This window comes from Frankia sp. Allo2, from assembly GCF_000733325.1.
Taxonomy (GTDB): domain Bacteria; phylum Actinomycetota; class Actinomycetes; order Frankiales; family Frankiaceae; genus Frankia; species Frankia casuarinae.
The window spans coordinates 62,247-84,206 of the sequence record NZ_JPHT01000022.1; the positions used below are offsets into that span (position 1 = coordinate 62,247).

21 protein-coding genes and 1 tRNA gene are annotated in these 21,960 nt (G+C 70.6%); 2 read left to right on the forward strand and 20 right to left on the reverse strand.

Going from position 1 to position 21,960, the window contains the following annotated elements:
- Positions 1-2 precede the first annotated feature (2 nt).
- The 20 genes from atpA to ALLO2_RS15210 all read right to left on the reverse strand — a co-directional run bounded on the left by atpA (position 3) and on the right by ALLO2_RS15210 (position 21,236).
- The gene (gene atpA / locus ALLO2_RS15115; RefSeq protein WP_011438085.1) at positions 3-1,661 is read right to left on the reverse strand and encodes a F0F1 ATP synthase subunit alpha; all 1,659 of its coding nucleotides are present in this window, start codon (positions 1,659-1,661) and stop codon (positions 3-5) included.
- A gap of 116 nt (positions 1,662-1,777) precedes the next feature.
- Positions 1,778-2,608, reverse strand: a complete 831-nt coding sequence (locus ALLO2_RS15120; RefSeq protein WP_035732852.1) for a F0F1 ATP synthase subunit delta — start codon at positions 2,606-2,608, stop codon at positions 1,778-1,780.
- Between the two features lie 2 nt (positions 2,609-2,610).
- Positions 2,611-3,201 (reverse strand): F0F1 ATP synthase subunit B, encoded by a 591-nt coding sequence (locus ALLO2_RS15125; protein WP_011438087.1) that lies wholly within the window; start codon positions 3,199-3,201, stop codon positions 2,611-2,613.
- Between the two features lie 15 nt (positions 3,202-3,216).
- A complete protein-coding gene (locus tag ALLO2_RS15130) occupies positions 3,217-3,453 on the reverse strand; it encodes an ATP synthase subunit C (RefSeq protein ID WP_011438088.1) in 237 nt (78 codons plus the stop codon).
- Positions 3,454-3,518: 65 nt separating this feature from the next.
- On the reverse strand, positions 3,519-4,388 hold the full coding sequence (gene atpB / locus ALLO2_RS15135; protein ID WP_035732856.1) for a F0F1 ATP synthase subunit A: 870 nt from the start codon (positions 4,386-4,388) through the stop codon (positions 3,519-3,521).
- A 665-nt stretch (positions 4,389-5,053) separates the two neighbouring features.
- A complete protein-coding gene (locus ALLO2_RS25715; RefSeq protein ID WP_023841093.1) occupies positions 5,054-5,248 on the reverse strand; it encodes a hypothetical protein in 195 nt (64 codons plus the stop codon).
- The gene (locus tag ALLO2_RS15145; RefSeq protein WP_011438091.1) at positions 5,248-5,682 is read right to left on the reverse strand and encodes a hypothetical protein; all 435 of its coding nucleotides are present in this window, start codon (positions 5,680-5,682) and stop codon (positions 5,248-5,250) included. Before ALLO2_RS15145 ends, ALLO2_RS25715 begins: the two co-directional genes overlap by 1 nt.
- The gene (locus tag ALLO2_RS15150) at positions 5,679-6,788 is read right to left on the reverse strand and encodes an MraY family glycosyltransferase (RefSeq protein ID WP_011438092.1); all 1,110 of its coding nucleotides are present in this window, start codon (positions 6,786-6,788) and stop codon (positions 5,679-5,681) included. Before ALLO2_RS15150 ends, ALLO2_RS15145 begins: the two co-directional genes overlap by 4 nt.
- 107 nt (positions 6,789-6,895) lie before the next feature.
- Positions 6,896-8,152 (reverse strand): serine hydroxymethyltransferase, encoded by a 1,257-nt coding sequence (gene glyA, locus ALLO2_RS15155; RefSeq protein ID WP_011438093.1) that lies wholly within the window; start codon positions 8,150-8,152, stop codon positions 6,896-6,898.
- Positions 8,153-8,504: 352 nt separating this feature from the next.
- Positions 8,505-9,155, reverse strand: a complete 651-nt coding sequence (locus ALLO2_RS15160; RefSeq protein ID WP_011438094.1) for an L-threonylcarbamoyladenylate synthase — start codon at positions 9,153-9,155, stop codon at positions 8,505-8,507.
- A gap of 34 nt (positions 9,156-9,189) precedes the next feature.
- The gene (gene prmC / locus ALLO2_RS15165; RefSeq protein WP_084588446.1) at positions 9,190-10,206 is read right to left on the reverse strand and encodes a peptide chain release factor N(5)-glutamine methyltransferase; all 1,017 of its coding nucleotides are present in this window, start codon (positions 10,204-10,206) and stop codon (positions 9,190-9,192) included.
- Positions 10,203-11,276: a peptide chain release factor 1 gene (gene prfA / locus ALLO2_RS15170; RefSeq protein WP_011438096.1), complete on the reverse strand. Its 1,074-nt coding sequence runs from the start codon at positions 11,274-11,276 to the stop codon at positions 10,203-10,205. The genes prmC and prfA overlap by 4 nt, the downstream gene beginning before the upstream one ends.
- Positions 11,277-11,404: 128 nt before the next feature.
- On the reverse strand, positions 11,405-11,641 hold the full coding sequence (gene rpmE, locus ALLO2_RS15175; RefSeq protein ID WP_011438097.1) for a 50S ribosomal protein L31: 237 nt from the start codon (positions 11,639-11,641) through the stop codon (positions 11,405-11,407).
- A 247-nt stretch (positions 11,642-11,888) separates the two neighbouring features.
- On the reverse strand, positions 11,889-14,213 hold the full coding sequence (rho, locus tag ALLO2_RS15180; RefSeq protein ID WP_035732858.1) for a transcription termination factor Rho: 2,325 nt from the start codon (positions 14,211-14,213) through the stop codon (positions 11,889-11,891).
- A 434-nt stretch (positions 14,214-14,647) separates the two neighbouring features.
- A complete protein-coding gene (locus ALLO2_RS15185; RefSeq protein WP_051875296.1) occupies positions 14,648-15,817 on the reverse strand; it encodes a homoserine kinase in 1,170 nt (389 codons plus the stop codon).
- Positions 15,814-16,947, reverse strand: coding sequence for a threonine synthase (thrC, locus tag ALLO2_RS15190; RefSeq protein ID WP_011438100.1), 1,134 nt, complete (start codon positions 16,945-16,947; stop codon positions 15,814-15,816). Before thrC ends, ALLO2_RS15185 begins: the two co-directional genes overlap by 4 nt.
- On the reverse strand, positions 16,944-18,227 hold the full coding sequence (locus ALLO2_RS15195; protein ID WP_011438101.1) for a homoserine dehydrogenase: 1,284 nt from the start codon (positions 18,225-18,227) through the stop codon (positions 16,944-16,946). Before ALLO2_RS15195 ends, thrC begins: the two co-directional genes overlap by 4 nt.
- Positions 18,224-19,663: a diaminopimelate decarboxylase gene (gene lysA, locus ALLO2_RS15200; protein WP_023841091.1), complete on the reverse strand. Its 1,440-nt coding sequence runs from the start codon at positions 19,661-19,663 to the stop codon at positions 18,224-18,226. The genes ALLO2_RS15195 and lysA overlap by 4 nt, the downstream gene beginning before the upstream one ends.
- Positions 19,664-19,778: 115 nt before the next feature.
- Positions 19,779-20,825: a DALR anticodon-binding domain-containing protein gene (locus ALLO2_RS15205; RefSeq protein WP_035732861.1), complete on the reverse strand. Its 1,047-nt coding sequence runs from the start codon at positions 20,823-20,825 to the stop codon at positions 19,779-19,781.
- Between the two features lie 24 nt (positions 20,826-20,849).
- A complete protein-coding gene (locus tag ALLO2_RS15210; protein ID WP_011438104.1) occupies positions 20,850-21,236 on the reverse strand; it encodes a response regulator transcription factor in 387 nt (128 codons plus the stop codon).
- Positions 21,237-21,309: 73 nt separating this feature from the next.
- On the opposite strand from ALLO2_RS15210, the gene ALLO2_RS15215 reads away from it, so the two are divergent.
- Positions 21,310-21,381: transfer RNA gene (locus tag ALLO2_RS15215), tRNA-Arg, on the forward strand.
- 320 nt (positions 21,382-21,701) lie between these two features.
- A partial coding sequence (locus tag ALLO2_RS15220) for an IS5 family transposase (protein WP_035732862.1) occupies positions 21,702-21,960 on the forward strand: 259 nt, incomplete at its 3' end.

Sequence of the window (21,960 nt, forward strand, 5' to 3'; positions counted from 1 at the left end):
GATCAGCCCTCGTCGTCTTTGCGCGCCGCGGGCCGGTGCACCGGGATCGACTCCTGCCGCACCAGCCCCGGGTCGAGCGGGCTCGGCGCCGGCTCGTTGACCAACGGCTTGCCGTCGGACAGCGTGAACTGCTTCTTGAACTCCGCGACGGCCGACTCCAGCATGGCGATCGTGTCGTCGCTGAGCTTGCCGGTGGTCACGATCGCGTCGTACACCCCCGGGTAAGACCGGCCGACGAAGTCCAGGAACTCCGACTCGAAGCGACGGATGTCCGCCACGGGCACATCGTCGAGCTTGCCGGTGGTTCCGGCCCAGATCGACACGACCTGGCGCTCGACCGGGAAGGGCTGGCCCTGCGGCTGCTTGAGCAGCTCGACCAGGCGGGCGCCGCGCGCGAGCTGGTCCCGCGAGGCCTTGTCCAGGTCGGAACCGAAGGCCGAGAACGCCTCGAGCTCGCGGTACTGGGCGAGGTCCAGCCGCAGGCGGCCGGCGACCGACTTCATCGCCTTAACCTGCGCGCTACCGCCGACCCGGGACACCGAGGTGCCGACGTTGATGGCCGGGCGGACACCCTGGTTGAACAGGTCGGACTCCAGGAAGACCTGCCCGTCGGTGATCGAGATGACGTTCGTCGGGATGTAGGCCGAGATGTCGTTGGCCTTCGTCTCGATGATCGGCAGTCCGGTCAGCGAGCCGCCGCCGAGCTCGTCGGAGAGCTTGGCGCAGCGCTCCAGCAGGCGGGAGTGCAGGTAGAAGACGTCACCCGGGTAGGCCTCGCGGCCCGGCGGACGGCGCAGCAGCAGCGAGATCGCGCGGTAGGCCTCGGCCTGCTTGGTCAGGTCGTCAAAGACGATCAGCGCGTGCTGGCCGTTGTACATCCAGTGCTGGGCGATCGCCGAGCCGGTGTAGGGCGCGATGTACTTGAAGCCCGCCGGCTCGTCAGCCGGCGCCGCCACGATCGTGGTGTAGGCCAGCGCGCCGGCCTCCTCCAGAGAGTTCACCACCTCGCGGATTGTCGACTTCTTCTGGCCGATCGCCACGTAGACGCACTTGACCTGCTTCGACGGATCACCAGAGGTCCAGTTGTCCCGCTGGTTGATGATCGCGTCGATGGCCACCGTCGTCTTGCCGGTCTGCCGGTCGCCGATGATCAGCTGGCGCTGACCACGGCCGATGGCCGTCATCGCGTCGATCGCCTTGATACCGGTCTGCAGGGGTTCCTTCACCGGCTGGCGCTGGACGACCGTCGGCGCCTGCAGCTCCAGCTCCCGGGATCCCTCGGCCACGATCTCCCCGAGGCCGTCGATCGGCCGCCCGAGCGGGTCGACGACCCGGCCGAGGAAGCCGTCACCGACGGGAGCGGAGAGGATCTGGCCGGTGCGGCGGACCTCCTGCCCCTCCTCGATGTTCTCGGATTCACCCAGGATGACGGTTCCGATCTCGCCGACCTCGAGGTTCAGCGCGAGACCCAGCACACCGCCGTGGAACTCCAGCAGCTCGTTGGTCATCGTGTGCGGGAGACCCTCGACCCGGGCGATGCCGTCACCGGTGACGACGACCCGGCCGACCTCCTCACGGCCGGCTGAGGTGGCCTGGAAAGAGTCGACGTACTCCCGCAGGGCGTCGCGGATCTCCTCCGGCCGGATGGAGAGCTCAGTCATCGCTTACGTCCTTCGTCCTTCATTGCGGGCAGGGCAGGTCGCCCCGGGTCGGGATGCGGGTCCGCGGTGGTCGCGGCGACGGGGACCGTCACGATCATCGTGGTCACGGTCGCCGCCTATCGGAGCAGGGCCCGGCGGGCGGCGACGAACCGGCGCAGCACGCTGCCGTCCACCACCTCGCCGCCGACCTGGACCACGACACCACCCAGGATGTCGGGGTCGAGATCGACCTGCAGCTGGATCTGGCGGCCAAAGTACCGGCTGATCGCCGCACCCAGACGGGCGACGACTTCGCTACTCAGCGGAACCGCCGTACGGACGATCGCCACCACCCGACCCCGGCGGGCCGCGGCGATCCGGCTGAACTCGGCCAGCCGGCGCTCGACGTCGCCGTGGATCCGGTCGGCCGCCGCCTGCTGGACCAGGCGCACGGTGACCGGGTGCGCCCGGCCGGCGAGCAGCCGGGTGAGCAGCCTGTCCTTGACTGCCGCCGGCGCGGCCGGGTCGGTCAGCGCGAGCGCGAGCGGAGCGTTCTGGTCGAGGATCNGGCCGAACCGGAACAGCTCGTCCTCGACCTCCTCCAGCGCCCCGTCCCGCTCCGCCTCGACGAGCAGCGCCTCGACGCTCAGTTCGAGCAGCGCGTACTGCAGATCGAACGGCCGCGACCAGCGCGCCCCGACCGCCGTGTGCACGATCCGCAGGCTCGCCGGGGCGAGCTGAGTTCCGAACAGCCGGGTGACCAGCTCCGTGCGCGCGGCCACGGGTGCCCCCGGGTCGGTGAGGGCGCGGCGCACGGCCGGCTCCCGGGCGAGGAGCTCGGCGACGGCCCGGAGGTCCTCGGCGATCCGCCCGGCGTCCACCGGGCGGGGCGCGCCCGGTGCCGTCGCGGTTGCCTCGTCGAGNGTCGCCCGCGCGGCCGCCAAGCCGTGCCTGCTGGCTCCCTCCACCGTCAGCCTCCCGGCCTGACCGGTGCGGCCACGGTACCGACGCCCTCGGCCGAGTTGTCAAGCGCTGCGATGAAGTCGTCGATCAGCCGGTTCTGCGTGGCGCTGCTCTCCAGCTGGAATCCGACGATCTTCGAGGCCAGATCGACCGCGATCTCACCGACCTCCCGGCGGACCTGGGCGACGATCTGCGCCCGGTCGGCCGCGAGCTGGGCGTCCGCCCGGGCCTTGATCTCGGCGATCTCGCGCTGCGCCGCGGCGCGGAGTTCCTCGGTGATCTGCCGGCCCTCGCTGTGCGCCTCCTCGCGGATGCGCGCGGCCTCGGTCCGAGCCTCGGCCAGCTGGGCGCGGTACTGCTCCAGCAGGGCCTGCGCCTCGCGTTGCGCCGCCTCGGCGCGGGCGAGCCCGCCCTCGATCCGCTCGGTGCGCTGCGCGTAGGTCCTGGCGATCTGCGGCCTGATCTTCCAGAAGAAGAAGGCCACGAGCAAGGCGAACGACAACGTTCCGATGAGCAGTTCACTCAGCGGCGGGATCAGAACGTTCTCGTCGGAGTGCCCGCTCTCGGCGGCGGCGATAAGGATGGATGTCGCGCTCATGATTGCCCCGCCGGTTTACGGGAAGACGAAGGGAACGACGAAGCCGATGAGCGCGAGGGCTTCGGCGAGGGCGAAGCCGATGAGCATGTACCGGAAGGCGACCTGCTCGGCCTCGGGCTGGCGGGCGATCGCCTGGACGCCCAGGCCGAAGATGAGACCGATACCGATACCGGGACCGATGGCGGCGAGGCCGTAGGCGACGGCGCCCAGGCTTCCGCTCACAGCGTCCTTGGCGGCGAGAATGTCTGCCATTGCGGTGCTTTTCCTATTCAGTCGGGCACCGGGACTCGCCGGTGCTGGAAGGGTGTGTCGGGAATCTAGGCCCGGGCCGATACCGGCACGCCCGCCGGAGCAGGCGAGGCGAGTTCCTCGGACGGAGCTACCTCGTGCTCTCCGTGCACCATCGCACCGCCGATGTAGGCGGCTGTGAGGATCGTGATGATGTACGCCTGGAGAGCGTCGATGACAAGCTCGAACGCCGTGAGGATGATCGCCACCAGCAGTGAGGCGGCGCCGAACACATAGGGGGGCTTGGGCAGCAGGTAGTCCGCGCCCAGCGAGAAGACCAGCAGCAGGATGTGCCCGGCGAACATGTTCGCGAAGAGCCGGACCGCCAGCGTGAAGGGCCGAACGATCAAGGTCGAGAGAATCTCGATCGGCGCCAGGAGCACGCGGATCCACAGCGGCGCGGTGGGAGCCGGGTCAATCATCTCCTTGAAGTACGGACCGGCGCCGTTGGCCTTGATGCCCGCGTAGTTGAACAACACGTACGTGACGAGCGCCAGAACCATCGGGACGGCGATGCGCGAGGTCGCCGGGAACTGGGCCCCGGGCACCACCGCGAGCACGTTGCAGATCAACACGAAGCTGAACAGGACGAGCAGGTAGGGCGTGTACCTCGTGCCCTTCTCGCCGATGACACCCCGGGCGATCTGCAGATCGATGAAGTCGTAGGCCGACTCGCACAGGTTCTGGAGGCCGCGAGGTATGATTTTAGCTCGGCGGAATCCCAACCAGAAGATCACACCGACAAACAGTGCAGCAAAGATCGTGAGCGCGGTGGCCTTGTTGAGGTAGAGATTGACCGAGCCGATCCCGACATCGAACCAGTGCGGAGTCTGGAAGACCTCCTTGGTGGGGCCTTCGAAGCCCTCGTCGGCGAGGACCGGCACGACAAACACCTCCATGATCGATTAGGTAGCGCGTTCACGGCCCGGCAAGGTTGCCGTGCTCGGCGGCAGATTGCCTCCACCCTACCGGGTTCGCACGACACGCTCACACCGAAGAACGACCCGTCGCCAACCGGGTACAGCGCTCCGAAGGACACCTCGACAAGCCCAGGCCCTGATGGGTGTCGGCAGGCCGACGTCCTGTTGCCCGCGATACTATCCACACCGGCACCCCACAAGCACGGACTCGCTTCGACGTTCGCGCTGGTTCATCCGCGCGTTGTCTATGGGTTTCACTCCGTTGCTACCCATTCCACACAGCGCGACGAGTTGATGACACGCGGCTTCCAGCTGCACCCATCTCCCGCCGTCGGCTACGCCCAGTAGCGTCACAACGTCTGCCAGATGAGCACAATTCGGCTCTCCCTTCCCCGTCTCGGCGACCTGGGTCCACTCTGACCGGAATCGGTTGCGCCGTCGATGACCTTCGAGGTCATCGACGGCGAGGACCGGCCCGATTCAATGGAACAGCCGGGGCGGTCGGTACAGCCAGGTCCAGCAGGACGGAACTACCAGGACAAGCGGGACAGAACGGTCAGGCCGAACGAACTGGGCGAACAGGACCAACGGAGCGTATTTCGCCAAGACCGCCGAGCTGGCCGGAAGCCTGGCTATCCGCCCTCTCACCGGGTAAGTCGATAGATCACGAGGTACATCGCGGCGGCGAGGCCGACGGTCAGTCCGATCGGCAGGAACAGCACGTGAAAGCCGAGAAGGCGATCCGCTCCAAAACCGACCAGTCCCCAGAAGAGCATTCCGGCGATCAACGTGCCGAAGACGTTCCACGCCTCGCCGGGACCGTTTCCCCCCGAGGTCATCAGACCGGCGGACGGCGCGAGGCGTCCCACGCGCCGGGACGCTCCGGGTCGTAGAAGGGCATCCGGGTGTGGGTCGCGACCCAGAGCTCGGCACCCATCCACCCGAAGACCCCGGCGAAAATCGACCAGGCGAAGGCCGGCAGGTCAAGGGCCTCCGTGTCCTGGATCACCACGAGCAGGACACCCAGCAGTGCTACCTTCGCCGCGTAGGTGCCGAGGGCCGCCGGCAGGAGCAGATGCGGCGCCCGGCGCGCGACGGCCCCGACCGCCACCTTGCTGATGCCGAAGAACGCCATGACGATCATCAGGCCGACCGCGGCGCTCAGGGCGCCCGTCCCGCCGCGCAGGACCGCCGCGAGCCCCACCGCCGGGACCGCCAGCACCCCGGTCAGCGCCGCTCCCAGCCGGATCACCCGGGCCGCCGGCACGATCATGCGCGCCGCGCCGATCGCTGGGTCCTGATCAGCAGCGCGATCAGGGCCGCGAGGCCCACTCCGACGGTGGCGACCAGGATCGGCAACGGGGAGTTGGAGAACGACGCGGCGACACCTCCGAACCCGACCAGAGCCGCCCAGAAATACATGAAGAGAACCGCCCTCACGTGCGAATTACCGATTTCCAGCATGCGGTGGTGGAGATGCATCTTGTCCGCCGCGAACGGCGAGCGCCCCGCCCTCGTCCGCCGGACGACCGCGAGCCCGAGATCGAGAAACGGAACGGCGAGCACGGCCAGGGGTATCGCCAACGGGATCAGCGACGGGTACGACCGTGAGGGTCCAGCGTAACCCCCGTAGGCCACCTGACCGGTCACGGAGATCATCGATGCGGCCGACAGCAGGCCTATGAGCATCGAGCCCGAGTCCCCCATGAACAGCCGGGCCGGATTGAAATTGTGCGGCAGGAACCCGATGCAGACCCCGGCGGTCACGGCGGCCAGGAGCGCCGCCGGGGAGGCCCGGTAGAAGCCGTTGATCACTGCGATCTGATAGGCGAAGTAGAAGGTCGCGCCGGCGGCGATCGCCGCGACGCCCGCCGCGAGGCCGTCCAGGCCGTCGATGAAGTTCATCGCGTTGATAAGCACCACCGTGGCGAGGATGGACAGCGGGACCGCGGTCTCCGGTCCCAGGCTCAGCGTCGTCTCGCTGTCCCGATTGATCGCAAACGTCCATTGGACGCCGAGGAGCACCATGATGCCGGCCGTGGCGACCTGCCCGGCCAGTTTGGTCAGGGAGTCCAGTTCCCATCGGTCGTCGGCGACGCCGAGCAGGCAGATCAAGGTGCCGGCGACGAGCACCGCCCGGATCTCCGACCAGTCCTGGGAGACCACCGAGAGGAACGGCAGGCGGTCCGCCACCCCGAACCCGGCGTAGAGCCCGGCAAGCATGGCCAGGCCCCCCAGCCGGGGCGTCGGGGTGGAGTGGACGTCGCGGGCACGTACCCCGGCGACGGCACCGATGCGCATGGCGAAGACGCGTGCCACCGGCGTGGCGAGAAAGGTCACCGCCGCCGAGACCACGAAGACGAGCAGGTACTCGCGCACCGTCGGGCATCTCCCGCCTGCCGGACCCGGATCCGGCTACTGCCGCCTACTGCCGCCTACTGCCGCGGCCGTGCGGAACCGCCTGATCCCCTACCGCGGATCGACCCCTACCGCGGATAGGCCGGATGCCGGGCGACGAGCGCGGACACCGCCGCAGCGACGTCGGCGGCGGCTTCCGGCTCACGCACCGCGTGGGCGATCAGCCCCGCGATCTCCTTCATCTCCCCCTCGCCCATCCCCTGGGTGGTGACCGCCGGGGTTCCCACCCGGATGCCGGAGGAGATCGCGGGCGGCTGCGGGTCATAGGGAATGGCGTTCTTGTTCAGGGTGATGCCGGCCGCGTCGCAACGCGCCTCGGCTTCCTTGCCGCTGACCCCGAGTTCCCGCAGGTCGAGCAGGGCGAGATGGGTGTCGGTGCCACCGGCGACGGGCCGGATGCCCTCGGCGGCAAGCTCGTCGGCGAGCCGCTGCGCGTTGGCCACCACCTGGCGAGCGTACTGCGCGTAAGCGGGCGAGGCCGCCTCCCGCAACGCGACGGCCTTCGCCGCGACCGCGTGCATCAGCGGGCCACCCTGGCTGAACGGGAACACGGCCTTGTCGATGCGGGAAGCCAGCTCCTCACGCGCGAGGATCATGCCCCCTCGCGGGCCGCGCAACACCTTGTGGGTGGTGAAGCTGACAACGTCGGCGTAGGGAACGGGGCTCGGGATCGCGCCCCCGGCGACCAGACCGATGAAGTGCGCCGCGTCCACCATCAGCCACGAACCGACCTCGTCGGCGATCGAGCGGAACGCGGCGAAGTCGATCAGACGTGGGTAGGCCGTCGCCCCACAGATGATCATCTTGGGCCGGTGCTGGCGGGCGAGCTCCCGCACCTGGTCGTAGTCGATCAGCTCGGTGTCCTCCCGCACGCCGTAGGCCACCACGTTGAACCACTTACCGGAGAAGCTCACCTTGCTGCCGTGGGTGAGGTGACCGCCATGCGGCAACGACATCGCCAGGACCGTGTCACCTGGCGTGAGTAGCGCCGCGTACACGGCGAAGTTCGCCGACGAGCCCGAATGCGGTTGCAGGTTGGCGTGCTCCGCGCCGAAGAGCTGCTTCGCCCGGGCGATGCCGATCTCCTCGGCCCGGTCGACCACCTGGCAACCGCCGTAGTAACGCCGACCCGGATACCCTTCGGCATACTTGTTCGACAACGTCGAGCCCAGCGCCGCCAGCACCGCCGGGGACGTGAAGTTCTCGCTCGCGATGAGTTGCAGGCCGCCGCGCAGCCGGTCCAGCTCATCGAGGACCACCTCCGCGATCTGCGGATCCGTCGCGCTCAGCTGGTCGAAGTCCGGGCCCCAGAACGGGGTGCTCATGACGTTTCTAACCTCCTGCGTTAGAACGGCGACCGCGCTGGAACGGCGACCGCGCCACAACCGGCAACCGCGCCACAACCGGCAGCCGATGACCGGTGCCGCCGCGCGGGCGACCCGGTCACCCCATGCTCCTCTGGCCCGGGAACACCATCCACCCGGATCTACCCGAAGCCACCCGCTGTGACCATCGCCCCGCGACCCGGTTCAGGATCGTACGGGACTCTCCCGCCGGGACGATCAGCGGCGTCATGCCCACCCCACCCCGGCCCGGACCGTATCCCGGCCCGGACCGTCCGGACCGGCTCCGGCACGCGGGGTCGCCTGCGAGCTACGGGCTCATCGGTTCACGGGCTCATCGGTTCACGGGCTCCCGGATCAGCGGCAGCACCGCACGCAGCGCGGTGAGGCCAATCGCGCCGCTGCGCAGTACAACGGGCACCTCCCCGGTGCAGTCGACGATGGTCGAGGGGACGGCGGCCGGGCACGGTCCCCCGTCGAGATAGACATCCGCGGCACCGCCGAGCTGGTGCAGCGCCTCGTCGATCGTCGTCGCCGGAGGCTGGCCACTGATGTTCGCGCTGGAGACGGCCATCGGCCCGGTCCGACCCAGCAGCTCGATCGCCACCGGGTGCAGGGGCATGCGCACCGCCACCGTGCCCCGGCTCTCCCCGAGATCCCAGCGCAGCGACGGGGTGTGCCGGGCCACCAGCGTCAGCCCGCCCGGCCAGAATGCGGTGATCAACTCCCGGACCTGGGGGGTCATCCGCTCGATCAGCCCGTCGAGGGTGCGCCAGGAGCCGACCAGGACCGGAACCGGCATGTTCCGGCCACGCCCCTTTGCCGCCAGCAGCGAGGCCACCGCGTCCCGATCGAAGGCGTCGGCGCCCAGCCCGTAGAGCGTGTCGGTGGGGAGCACAACCAGCCCGCCCCGGGCGACGGTGCTGACCGCCGCGTCGAGACCGCGGGCCCGCTCCCGTTCGTCAGAGCAGTCGAAACGTTCCATTGCCCGTCCTCTTCTCAAGGATCAGGGTTCGTCCTCAGGATCGGGGCTCACGGGACGCCCCGCGCCGGCCGGCGACGAACCGGTCCCGGCCGGCCAGGTCCCGATAATCCGCCACGTGCGACCAGCGACCGTCGGCGCGAAGCAGCTCGGGCGCCGACACCCCGTGGCCGTCGGCGTGTTCGATGACGAGGAGACCGCCTGGCCGCAGGAGCCGCGCAGCCACCCCGACAACCGTACGCACCACGTCGAGCCCGTCGGGCCCCCCCCACAGGGCGCGGGCCGGATCATGCTCGCCCACCTCGGGCTCCACCGTGTGGCGGTCGGCGTCGGGGAGGNACGGCGGNTTGCTGATGATCAGGTCGACCGTCCCGGCGAGTCGGGTGAGCGACTCGGGCAGCGCCGCGGCGATGTCGGCTGCGTGCGCCGTCACGGGAAGACCGGTGCCGGCGATGTTGCGTCGCAGCCAGACCACCGCCGCCGGGTCGACCTCCACGGCGTGCACCGTCGCGCCGGGCAGCTCCGCCGCCAGGGACAGCGCGATCGCCCCCGAGCCCGCGCACAGATCGACGCACAACGGTCCCGGCCGCCGGGCCCCGGCGGAGCCGGTGAGCTCTGTAAGCGCCCATTCGACGACGGACTCCGTCTCGGGCCTCGGGATGAAGACCCCGGGGCCGACGGTGAGATCGAGGTGGCGGAAGCCGGCGACACCGGTCAGGTGCTGCAGCGGCACCCGCTGCGCGCGCCTGGCCACAAGCTCGTCCAGCCGCCGCGCCGCCGCCGCCGTGACGTCGTCGAGCAGTGCCAGCCGGCCGCGGGGCACCGCGAGCACGAAGGCGGCGAGCTGCTCGGCGTCGGCGCGGGGGCTCGCCACCCCGGCCGCACGCAACCGGTCGGTCGCCGCCGCCAACCACGCGCCCAGCGGTGTCAGGTCGGCCGCGTGGCGCACCGGGCTCAGGGGATCCGTGGAGCCCGGATGCGGGGACGCACCCCGGCCCGGCTGCTCCTGCTCCGTGCCCCGTGAGCGCCCCTGCGCGGCCGGCGGGCCGGTCATGACGCCTGAGCCGCCAGCCGCGCGTCGAGGTCCGCGGCGGCCAGCGCGTCGAGGACCTCGTCGAGCTCCCCGTCGAGCACCTGGTCGAGGTTGTGTGCCTTGTAGCCGACCCGATGGTCGCTGATCCGGTTCTCGGCGAAGTTGTAGGTCCGGACCCGCTCCGACCGGTCCACCGTGCGGACCTGGCTGGCACGCGCCAGCGACGCCTCCGACTCGGCCTTCTCCCGGGCCGCCCCGAGCAGACGGGCCCGCAGGATCCGCAGCGCGGACTCCTTGTTCTGTAGCTGGCTCTTCTCGTTCTGACAGGAGACCACCACACCGGTCGGGATATGGGTGATCCGGACCGCGGAGTCCGTGGTGTTGACACTCTGCCCACCGGGGCCGGACGAGCGGAACACGTCGATGCGCAGGTCGTTCGGGTCGATCTCGACATCAACCTCCTCGGCCTCCGGAAGCACCAGGACCCCGGCCGCCGAGGTGTGGATACGTCCGGCGGACTCGGTGACGGGCACCCGCTGGACGCGGTGCACCCCGCCCTCGAAGCGCAGCCGGCCATAGACACCGTCCCCGGGGCCCGCGGGTCCCCGGGCCTTCACCGCCACGCTGACATCACGGTAACCGCCGAGGTCGGAGGGGTTGGCGTCGAGGATCTCGGTCTTCCAGCCGCGCCGTTCGGCATAGCGCAGATACATCCGGAGCAGGTCTCCGGCGAACAGCGCCGATTCTTCGCCACCGGCGCCGGCCTTGACCTCGAGGATGGCGTCCCGGGCGTCGTCGGGGTCGATCGGGACGAGGTAGGCCCGCAGTCGGTCGTTGAGCCGGGCCAGCTCCTCGCCGAGATCCTGGACCTCGTCCCGGAACGACGGGTCCAGCAGCGCGAGCTCGCGGGCGGCAGCGAGGTCTCCCTCCACCCGGTCGAGCTCGCGCGCAAGATCCACGACCGGGGCGAGCTGCGCGTAGCGACGGCTCAGGGCGCGCGCCTTCGCGGGGTCGTTGTGCACCGCCGGGTCGGCGAGCTGCCCCTCGATCTCGGCGTGCTCGGCGATCAGGCCGTCGAGCGGGGACGTCATCGTGGTTCCTTCGCACGTCATGGTCCTGGAACGCGTCACGGTTCCGGGAGGGGGTCGGTGGGACGGGTATCGTCCGTCCCAGACGCGAACGGCGCCCGTCCGGAGTCCGGACGGGCGCCGCGGCCGAGCTACTTCGCGCCGCCGACCTTCTCGCCGGGGCGCCGCCGGCCGAACCGGCGCTCGAACTTCTCGACCCGGCCGCCGACATCGAGGATCTTCTGCTTGCCGGTGTAGAACGGGTGGCACTGCGAGCAGACCTCGGCGTTGACGACGCCGTTCTCCTTGGTGCTGCGGGTGGTGAAGGTGTTCCCGCAGGTACAGGTGACCGTCGTCTCGTGGTAGGTCGGGTGGACGTCAGGCTTCATGATCCCTCTTTCAAAGTGGCCGCCGGGTCGTCGTCTCGCGTGGACGACGTGAACCGGAGCCGGTCTGCTGCCAGTCTGCCAGAGGCCGGATGCACCGACCGCCAGCCGATGCAAGGGTCCCCACACTGCGGCGAAGCCCCCCGACGACCCCCCAGCAAGATCGCCGAAGGCGATCGCGCGGAAACCCCGAACGGCGCCCTGGGCCAGGGGCCCCCACACTGCGGCGAAGCCGCCGTGTGGGGGAAGGCTAATCCTGAGGCGGTGCGGTCTTGGCGATCTGCATCAGGAACTCGTAATTCGTCCTGGTCTGCTTGAGCCGATCGAGCAGGAGCTCGAGGGCCTGCTGGGTCTCCCTGGTATGGAGCACGCGACGCAGCTTGTGCATGATCACGAGCTCGTCCGGGGCAAGCAGGATCTCCTCCTTGCGGGTACCGGAGGCGTCGACATCCACCGCGGGGAAGATCCGCTTGTCGGCAATCTTGCGATCGAGCTTGAGCTCGGCGTTGCCGGTTCCCTTGAACTCCTCAAAGATCACGGTGTCCATCGTCGAACCGGTCTCCACCAGCGCCGTCGCAATGATCGTCAGAGACCCGCCGTTCTCGATGTTGCGGGCCGCGCCGAGGAACCGCTTCGGCGGGTAGAGCGCCGTCGAGTCGACACCGCCGGACAGGATACGACCGGAGGCCGGGGCCGCCAGGTTGTAGGCACGGCCCAACCGGGTGATCGAGTCGAGCAGCACGACGACGTCGTGGCCCAACTCGACCAGACGCTTGGCCCGCTCGATGGACAGCTCGGCGACATTGGTGTGGTCGGCCGGTGGACGGTCGAAGGTGGACGCGATGACCTCGCCCTTGACCGACCGCTGCATATCGGTGACCTCCTCCGGCCGCTCATCGATGAGCACGACCATGAGGTGGACTTCCGGGTTATTCGTCGTGATCGCGTTCGCGATGGACTGCAGCACCATCGTCTTACCCGCCTTGGGCGGGCTGACGATCAGGGCCCGCTGCCCCTTGCCGATCGGCATCACGAGGTCGATGACCCGCGTGGTCAGCATGTGGGGCTCGGTCTCCAGCCGCAGCCGCTCCTGGGGGTAGAGCGGAGTCAGCTTGGTGAACTCCGGCCGGCCGCGTGCCTCCTCGGGCTCCATCCCGTTGATGGTGTCGAGCCGGACCAGCGCGTTGTACTTGTCCCGGCGCTGCTCGCCCTCTTGCGGGGCGCGGACGACACCGGTGATGGCGTCACCGCGGCGCAGCCCGTTGCGACGCACCTGGGCGAGGCTGACATAGACGTCGGTCGGGCCGGTCAGGTACCCGCTGGTCCGCACGAAGGCGTAGTTATCCAGAACGTCGAGAATGCCGGCGACGGGGACCAGGACGTCGTCCTCGCGCAGGACCGGCTCGTTCTCGCTCGGGCCGGCCTGCCCGCCGCGACCGCGGTTACGACCGCGTTCCCGGAAGCGGCCCCGCCGGCCACGGGCGGCGAAGTCGTCCTCGCCTTGCCCCCCTTGCCCTCCCTGCCCGGGCCGGTCGCCGCCGGAACGCTCTGCCCCGGACCGGTCACCCTGCTGGGTGCGATCCACGCGGCTGGGACGATCAGCGGACTGACGGTCCGTACCGGAGCGACGGTCCGCGCCCTGGCGGTCCGCCGTGGCACGCTCGCCGCCGGCCTCACCGCCCTGACGGTCACTCGCGCTCACCCGGCCGTTGTCGGCGGAACGATCCCGGCGGTCCTCCCGACTCCGGGGACCGGCATCGGTCTGGCGGTGGGACGCGGCGGCCGGCGGAGCCGACGCGGGCGCCCCGGTCGGCTGGGCGGACACGGTCGGCTGGGCCGAAGCCACGGCGGAGGCGGCCGATCCGGCCCGGGCGTCCACAACCGATCCGGCCCGGGTCTCCACGACCGTGTCCCCAGCCGCCGTTTCGGGCAGGGTCGGCTGCTCGGCGGCGGGGCTCGCCGCCGCCCGAGAGGCTCCACGGCGGGAACGGGNGCGGGNAGCGGTGCCGTCCGAGCCGGCAGCCNGCCGGGACACCCGCGGCGCGGGGGATGTCTCGCTCGCGGCCGGAACCGGTCCGGCGGGCGAGGCCGGCCCCGACTCCGCCGGGGGCGGCGGTGCAAGGGCCGTGGAGGCCGTGGAGGCTGCGGAGGCCGAAGAAGTCGCTGGGGCCGCCGCGACGGGCGTCACGGCCGCGGACTCGTTGTTCTGCACGTTCTGGATCGCGGCGATGAGCTGGCCCTTGCGCAGCCGGCCCACGCCCTGGATCCCCAGGGACGAGGCCATGGCCTGCAGCTCGGGGAGCAGCATCGCGGACAGACCGGTGCCCTGCCGGCGGCGTCGGGTCACGGCCGCACCTTCTCCGGCCGGAGAAGGTGCGGCGAGAGCGGTCCGGGTGATACGGCCTGCGCGCGAGTCACCGTTCCCGGTGGACTCAGCCGAGATGGCGTCTGCGGACGAGGTGCTCGCCGCCGGGTCACTCTCCCGGGGCGATGCAGGCGTCACGGGCGGCGCAGGCGTCACGGGCGGCGCAGACTCACGTGCGCTCTGCGGCAGCACGTTGGTGGTGTCGCTCAAGGTTTTCCTTCCCTGAAGGAACTGGCTCCTGGTGAGCCGGGCGTTGCTTGTGGACCTTCTTCGCCTGCACACATGCCGGATGAAGGGGTATACAGCACCGAATGGGCGAGCATCGCGCCCGTGTACGGCGCCAGCGGCCGACTGCCGCGAGCGAACTCGCCGATCCCGCCTGGGAGTGCCGGTGTGGAGCCGAGGCAACGACGACGAAGCTTATACACCGGAGTCCCGAACCATGTTCCACCTGGCGAGACCAGAGCGGCATGGCGGGAGCGAGCACGCGCCGCGGTGGCAGCGGGTGCAGTCACCAGACTATCCAGCGGCAGACGCCTCGGCAACAACCTTGAGACGTCAGGACTTCCCGATGTGACACACAACCGCGCATCGGGAGCTCACAGCGCCAGCCGTCGCAGCGGATCCCACCGCGGGCAACGGGGTCATGGCGCTGCGGATCGACATCGGATGACGCGTGCACCGTGTCTGTCCACCGGCAGCGGGGCGACGGAGAACCCGGCACCCGCCACGTCCACCGCCGCCGCGGCCTGTTCACCACCGACGGCGAGGGCGATGACGGATGGCCCCGAACCGGACAGGGCCGCCGCGATCCCCCCGCCGCGCAGCCGACCGACGAGGTCCGCCGACGCCGGGACGCCGGGGAACCGGTAGGGCTGATGCACCAGATCCTCGGTGGCACGCAGGAGTGCCTCGGCACGTCGGGACGGCTGCCCGGCGGCCGGCTCGGCGGCCGACATCGTCAACGCCAGCAGCGCGGCCCGACCGAGGTTGCGGGCGGCGTCGGCGAACGGAACGCCGCTCGGCAGCGCCCCGCGCGACTGCTCGGTCGACTGCCGTATCGCGGGGATGAAGATCACGGGTCTCAGCTCGGCGAAGGGATCGACGCGCAGGGACCGGGCACCGTCGCCGTCCTGCCACGCAACGGTGAAGCCCCCGCTCAGCGCCGCGGCGACGTTGTCCGGGTGCCCCTCGATGGCGCTGGCGAGCCGCAGCATGCCCGCGGGCCCGAAGAAGCCGGCTCCGGACGCCGCTCTGGACACCGGGTCCGGCTCGGGTGCGTCATCGGGCGCGGACACGGAGTCCGCGCCGGCGTCAAAGGCGGTATCGGCGTCAAAGGCGGCATCGGCGTCAAAGGCGGCATCGGTCTCGAAGGCGGGCCCGAGGTCCGGCTGCGCGAGCGCGGCGGCGGCGACGACCCCGGCGACGATCGCCGCGGCCGATGATCCCAGCCCGCGGCCGTGCGGGATCCGGTTGACGCAGTGCAACGCGAGACCGGGCTGCGCCCGGCCGAGGGTGTCGAAGGTCGCCCGGATCGCCCGGACCACGAGGTGCGTCTCGTCCCGGGCGACGACGTCCGTGCCGACGACGTCAACGGTGAGACCGGATCGGGTCGTCTCGACATCGACCTCGTCGTACAGGCCCAATGCCAGGCCGAACGTGTCAAAGCCGGGGCCGAGATTCGCGCTGGTCGCCGGCNCCCGGNCCCGGACCCGCCGCGACACGCCGTCGGCGGCGGTGACCGGCCCGGACCGGCCGACCCGCTCGGCGAAGGCCGCCGTCCCGCCTGGGCGCGGGGAGGACCGAGTGGTCACGAGCGCTGCAGCCCCAGCGCCTCGGCGGCGCCCGCGACGGTCGGGCGGATCGTTTCCGGCCGGGCCGCGCCGCTGATCGCCCAGTCGGGGTCCTTGAGCCCGTTGCCCGTGACGGTGCACACGACCTGCTCGCCGGGTTCAATCCGGCCGGCCGCCCGTGCCTTCAGCAGGCCCGCGACGCTGGCGGCGCTGGAAGGCTCCACGAAGACGCCCTCCCTGCGGGCCAGCAGGCGGTAGGCGGCGAGGATCTCCCGGTCGTTCACGGCGTCGATCAGACCACCGGAGGCCTCTCTCGCCTCGACAGCGAGATCCCACGACGCCGGGTTGCCGATGCGGATCGCCGTGGCGATCGTCTGCGGCGAGGTCACCACCTCGCCCCGCACGATGGGCGCGGCACCCGCTGCCTGGAAACCGCACATCCGCGGGCGGCCGCTGGCGATCCGGTTGTTCTCCTCGAGGTAGCCCCGCCAGTAAGCGGTGATGTTGCCGGCGTTGCCGACCGGCAGGCAGTGGACGTCCGGGGCCCGGCCGAGCGCCTCCACGATCTCGAAGGACGCCGTCTTCTGCCCCTCGAGACGGAAGGGGTTCACCGAGTTGACCAGGGTCACCGGCGAGGTGTCGGCGAGTTCGCGCGCCACCCGCAGGCAGTCGTCGAAGGAGCCGTCGAGCTGCAGCAGCCGGGCCCCGTGGACAAGCGCCTGGGCGAGCTTGCCCAGGGCAATTTTTCCGCTGGGCACCAGCACCGCGCAGGTGATGCCGGCGCGGGCCGCGTAGGCGGCGGCCGACGCCGAGGTGTTGCCGGTGGACGCGCAGATGACAGCCTGGGAACCGGCGCCGACAGCCCGGCTGATGGCCACCGTCATCCCGCGGTCCTTGAAGGAGCCAGTCGGATTCGCCCCTTCGATTTTGAGATGAACCTCACATTCGGTGAGGTCGGAGAGGTGTGCCGCGGGCAGCAGGGGCGTCCCACCCTCACGCAACGTGATGACGGGCGTGTCGTGTGCGATCGGCAGACGGTCCCGGTACTCCTCGATGATTCCCTGCCACGGCCGGTGCGGCCGATCGGGCGCCGCGGACAGCACCGGCACGGCCGGCTCGTCCGCGAGCGGTGTGGATGACGTCGTGGTCACGGCTCACCTCCCTCAACCCGCATCACGCCGGACACCGCCCGGACACCGGCGAGGCCGCGGAGCTCCTCGACGGTGGCGGACAGTGCCGCGTCCGGGGCGGCATGCGTCACCAGGACGAGGCTCGCGTCGTCGCCGCGGCCGTCCTGACGAACGCTCCTGATAGACACATCGTGACGCGCGAACGCCCCAGCGACCGTCGCGAGCACGCCGGTCTTGTCGGTGACGTCGAGATTCACGTGATACCTCGTCACGGTACGGCCCATCGGCAGCACAGGCAGCGCGGCGTAGGACGATTCACCAGGGCCGCGACGGCCAGCGATACGGTTGCGCGCGACCGCGACCACATCCCCGAGCACCGCCGAGGCGGTCGGCGCCCCGCCGGCGCCCTGGCCGTAGAACATCAGCTGGCCCGCCGCCTCGGACTCGACGAACACCGCGTTGAAGGCCTCCCGCACCCCGGCCAGCGGGTGGGTGCGCGGGATCATCGCCGGGTGGACCCGCACGCTGATCCCCTCGGTCTCGGCCGAGCGTTCCGCCACCACGAGCGCCTTCACAGTGCAACCGAGCTCCCGGGCGCTGGCGATGTCGGCGGTGGTGACCTCACCGATGCCGACCCGGTAGACGTCGTCGATCGTTACCCGGGAGTGGAAGGCCAGCTGGGCCATGATGGCCGCCTTCGCGGCCGCGTCGAACCCATCGATGTCGGCGGAGGGATCGGCCTCGGCGTATCCGAGCGCCCCGGCCTCGGCGAGTGCCTCGGTGAACGACGCGCCGATCTCGTCCATCCGGGTCAGCACGAAGTTGGTCGTCCCGTTGACAATGCCGAGCACCCGGTGCACACGATCCCCGGCCATGCTCTCACGCAGCGGGCGGATCAGCGGGATGGCCCCGGCCACGGCGGCCTCGTAGTAGAGATCGGTGCCGGCCGCGGCGGCCGCGTCGTGCAGCGTCGCGCCGTCCGAGGCCAACAGGGCCTTGTTCGCGGTGACCACCGACTTACCCCCCCGCAGGGCGGACAGCAGCCAGGAGCGGGCCGGCTCGATGCCGCCGACAAGCTCGATCACGATGTCGACGTCGTCCCGGGCGACGAGGCCCGCCGCATCCCCGGTGAACAGCGCCGGATCCACGTCGAGGGCGCGGGCGCGGCCCGGCCTGCGCACCGCGATCCCGGCGAGCTCCAGGGGAGCCCCGACCCGGGCAGCGAGATCGGCGGCGTTGGCCTGCAACAGCCGGACGGTCTCGCTGCCGACGACCCCACAGCCGAGCAACGCGATCCTCACCGCGCCACCTCCGGGGAGGCCGGGTCGGCGCCCGGCTCGACCTTCACGCCCGGATCGACCTTCACGCCCGGATCGACCTTCACGCCCGGATCGACGTCCAGGCGCAGCAGGTCGTCCTCGGTCTCCCGCCGGACGATGATCCGGGCCGCGCCGTCGCGCACGGCGATCACCGGTGGCCGCGCCACGTGGTTGTAGTTGCTGGCCATCGACCGGTGGTAGGCGCCGCTGGCGGGAATGGCCAGCAGGTCACCGGGCCGGACGTCGTCGGGCAGCGGCACGTCGTGGGCGACGACGTCCCCGGACTCGCAGTGCCGGCCGACGATCGTGACGACGTGCGTCGTGGCCAAACCGGTCCGGGAGACCAGCCGGGCGGTGTAGCGGGCGTCGTAGAGCGCCGTGCGGATGTTGTCGCTCATGCCGCCGTCCACGCTGACGAAGGTGCGCAGCCCGGGCAGCTCCTTGACAGTGCCGACCTCGTAGAGGGTCACCGTCGTCGATCCGACGATGGCCCGTCCCGGTTCCACCGCGAGGCGCGGGACGGTCAGGCCCGCGGCGGCGCACTCCTTGCCGACCACGGCGGTCAGCCGCTCGGCGACGTCGGTGACCTCCAGCGGGGCGTCCTCGCCGGTGTAGGCGATGCCGAGGCCACCGCCGAGGTCGAGCTCGGGCAGTTCGAGGTCGTGGGTGTCGCGGATGCGCGCGAGCAGGCCCACCAGGCGGTGCGCCGCCAGGCCGAACCCGGCCGTGTCGAAGATCTGCGAGCCGATGTGCGCGTGCAGGCCGACGAGTTCGAGGGAACCGGCGGCCGCGAGCACGCGTTCCACCGCCTCGGCCGCCGACCCGCCGGCCAGCGAGAACCCGAACTTCTGGTCCTCCTGCCCGGTGGAGACGTAGTGATGTGTGTGCGCCTCCACGCCCGGGGTGACGCGGATCAGCACGCGCTGGCGCACGCCCGCCTCGGCGGCGACGGCTGCCAGGCGGGTGATCTCGGCGAAGGAGTCGACGACGATCCGCCCGACGCCATAGCCGACGGCTGCCCGCAGTTCCGCGACGGACTTGTTGTTGCCGTGGAAGAGCAGTCGATCCGCCGGGAAACCGACCGAGCGGGCCACCGCGAGCTCCCCGCCCGTACAGACGTCGAGATTCAGACCCCCCTCATCCACCCAGCGAGCGATCGTGCGGCACAAAAAGGCCTTGCCCGCGTAGTAGACGTCACATTCGGCGAACGCCCGCCGCCAAGCCGCGCACCGGGCCCGGAAGTCGGCCTCGTCGAGAACGAAGGCCGGCGTGCCGAACTCGGCGGCCAGCTCGTTAACCCGGATCCCACCGATTCGCAGCACACCGTCGGCGTCCAGCCGGGCCGTGGCCGGCCACAGATTCTCCTCCAACGGCTTCTCCTCCAACGGCACCACCGCCGGGCTGTCGATCTCGCTCATCTCGCCTCTGCCTGCCTCATGCCGCCTGGCCTGCCTCATGCCGCCTGTTTCACGCTTTCCAACCGGCTCGTTCCCGAACCCGCCAGGATGCCCGGACGCCCGGACCGACCGCTCGTCACATCCGCTCGGGGGCGCTGACCCCGAGCAGTCCCAGGCCGTTCGCGAACACCACCCGGGTCGCTGCCACGAGCAGCAGCCGCGCGCCGGTGGCCGGACCGGGCTCGGCGTCGCCCTGCGGAAGCACCCGGCAGGAGTCGTAGAACCGGTAGTAGACCCCGGCAAGTTCCTCGAGATAGCGGGCGAGCCGATGGGGGCCACGCAGCCTCGCGGCGGACTCGATCACTCGGGGGAACTCGCCGAGCGCGCGCAGCAGCTCACCCTCCCGCGGCTGGGTCAGCAGGGCGACGTCGACCGGCTCGGTCGCGGCCGTGAGGCCCAGGGAGCCGGCGTCGCGCAGCAGCGAGCTGATCCGCGCGTGGGCATACTGCACGTAGAAGACCGGGTTGTCACTGGTCTGGCGGGCCATCAGGTCCAGATCCAGATCGAGCGCCGAATCCGGCGAAGACCGGACCAGCCAGTACCGCGCCGCGTCGGCCCCGACCGCGTCGACCAGGTCGTCCAGGGCCTGCTCGGACGCCCCGCGGTCGTAGTAGTACTCCGTGCCCACGTGGTACTCCGTGCCCACCTCGAACCCGGCCGCGGGCAGGATGCGCCCCAGGGCGTCCCCGACGGCCGCCCGGCGCGCCGAGGCCAGCGTCACCGGGCCGGTCGGGTTCGCGCTGACGAACTCCAGGTTGACCCGGACACCTCGTGGCCTGACCGCCCGGCCGTACCGGTCACCGGCCGACACCACCGTGCGGGCGATCTCTCCGAGGGCGGCGTCGGCCAGCCGGAAGTTGAGGAACCCCGGGCCGGCGACGTCCACGGCGGCGAGCTCGCTGTCGGTAGCGAGCCGCCGGGCCAACGTCTCCGCGACGGCGCGCGGCGGACGACGGGCGGCCCTGGCAAGCTGGAGCGCGACCGGGGAGGCGTAGTCCCCGTGCTCGGGCGTCTTCGGCCGCTCCACCGTGACGGCGGTCGGCACAGTCACGTCCAAGTCGCCGTCCGCGACCGCGCGGCCGATGGCCGTCACGATGGCGTCAGCGAGATCGGCGGGGGNCATGACGGCGNTGTTATCGGCGCCGGGTCAGACCGGCTGGCCGGCAGCCAGCCGCTGGACCACACCGATGAGTTCGTCCGGGTCGAACGGCTTGGTCAGGTAGTAGTCCACCCCGACCCGCATCCCACGCTTGACGTCGGCCTCCTGGGCCCGGGCGGTCAGCATAATCATTTTGATGGCGGCGGTGTCCGGCTCCTCCCGCAGCCGGGCGGCCACGTCCCAGCCGTTCATCCTCGGCATCATGATGTCCAACGTGATCACCTGTGGGGCGATCTCGCGCACCATCTCCAGGCAGTCCACGCCGTCTACGGCGGTATGGACCTCAAAGCCCTCCAACTCAAGGTTGACGACCACGAGCTGACGTATCACCGCGTCGTCGTCGACGACGAGGACTCGGGGGGTGGCAGGGTACACACCGGAAGCTTACGGCGACCCGGATTCCCGATCCGGCGTTCCGTCCTGGTAACGTATGCCGCGTTGACCCGGGGCCCCCGTAGCTCAGGGGATAGAGCACCGCCCTCCGGAGGCGGGTGCGCAGGTTCGAATCCTGCCGGGGGCACGTACAGCATCCACGCGGCGGCGAGACCGTGCGATTGCTGGACGTGGGGCGGGCGCACCAGTGACCGCTCCTGCCAGATCAGCCACCTGATCCAGGTTGGCTGCTGGAATTTTGATCGTCATCAAAACCTCTTGACTCCCATGGTCGACATGGACGGTGAGTTGCGTGACCTCATAGAGACGTCGCTGTAGCTCCTCGGGCGCCTGGCCAAGCTTGAGTGGGCGTTCTGCACGCTTTCGCCGGGCCTCAGCTTGAGTTGATCTCTGGGGTGCGGAGTTGATCGTCTTGCGTTCGCCGGCTGGCGCGTTCTGCTGGAAGACATGGCAGAACGCAAGCCGTACCCCAGTGACCTGTCCGATGAGGCGTGGGACCTGATCCGCCCGGTCCTCACCGCGTGGAAGGCCCGGCACCCCTCGGCCAGCGGGCACGAGGGCGGCTACGACATGCGGGAGATCGTGAACGCGGTCCTCTACCAGGCCCGGACCGGCTGCCAGTGGCGCTACCTGCCCCACGACCTGCCCCCGACGTCCGCGGTGTACTACTACTTCGGCCAGTGGCGCGACGACGGCACCACCGAGA

Excerpts from the sequence above, each read along its gene's own strand:
- atpA (WP_011438085.1), bottom strand. The coding sequence starts at position 1,661 with ATGACTGAGCTCTCCATCCGGCCGGAGGAGATCCGCGACGCCCTGCGG.
- ALLO2_RS15125 (WP_011438087.1), bottom strand. The coding sequence starts at position 3,201 with ATGAGCGCGACATCCATCCTTATCGCCGCCGCCGAGAGCGGGCACTCC.
- ALLO2_RS15130 (WP_011438088.1), bottom strand. The coding sequence starts at position 3,453 with ATGGCAGACATTCTCGCCGCCAAGGACGCTGTGAGCGGAAGCCTGGGC.
- atpB (WP_035732856.1), bottom strand. The coding sequence starts at position 4,388 with ATGGAGGTGTTTGTCGTGCCGGTCCTCGCCGACGAGGGCTTCGAAGGC.
- ALLO2_RS25715 (WP_023841093.1), bottom strand. The coding sequence starts at position 5,248 with ATGACCTCGGGGGGAAACGGTCCCGGCGAGGCGTGGAACGTCTTCGGC.
- ALLO2_RS15145 (WP_011438091.1), bottom strand. The coding sequence starts at position 5,682 with ATGATCGTGCCGGCGGCCCGGGTGATCCGGCTGGGAGCGGCGCTGACC.
- glyA (WP_011438093.1), bottom strand. The coding sequence starts at position 8,152 with ATGAGCACCCCGTTCTGGGGCCCGGACTTCGACCAGCTGAGCGCGACG.
- ALLO2_RS15160 (WP_011438094.1), bottom strand. The coding sequence starts at position 9,155 with ATGGAACGTTTCGACTGCTCTGACGAACGGGAGCGGGCCCGCGGTCTC.
- prfA (WP_011438096.1), bottom strand. The coding sequence starts at position 11,276 with ATGACGTCCCCGCTCGACGGCCTGATCGCCGAGCACGCCGAGATCGAG.
- rpmE (WP_011438097.1), bottom strand. The coding sequence starts at position 11,641 with ATGAAGCCTGACGTCCACCCGACCTACCACGAGACGACGGTCACCTGT.
- lysA (WP_023841091.1), bottom strand. The coding sequence starts at position 19,663 with ATGAGCGAGATCGACAGCCCGGCGGTGGTGCCGTTGGAGGAGAAGCCG.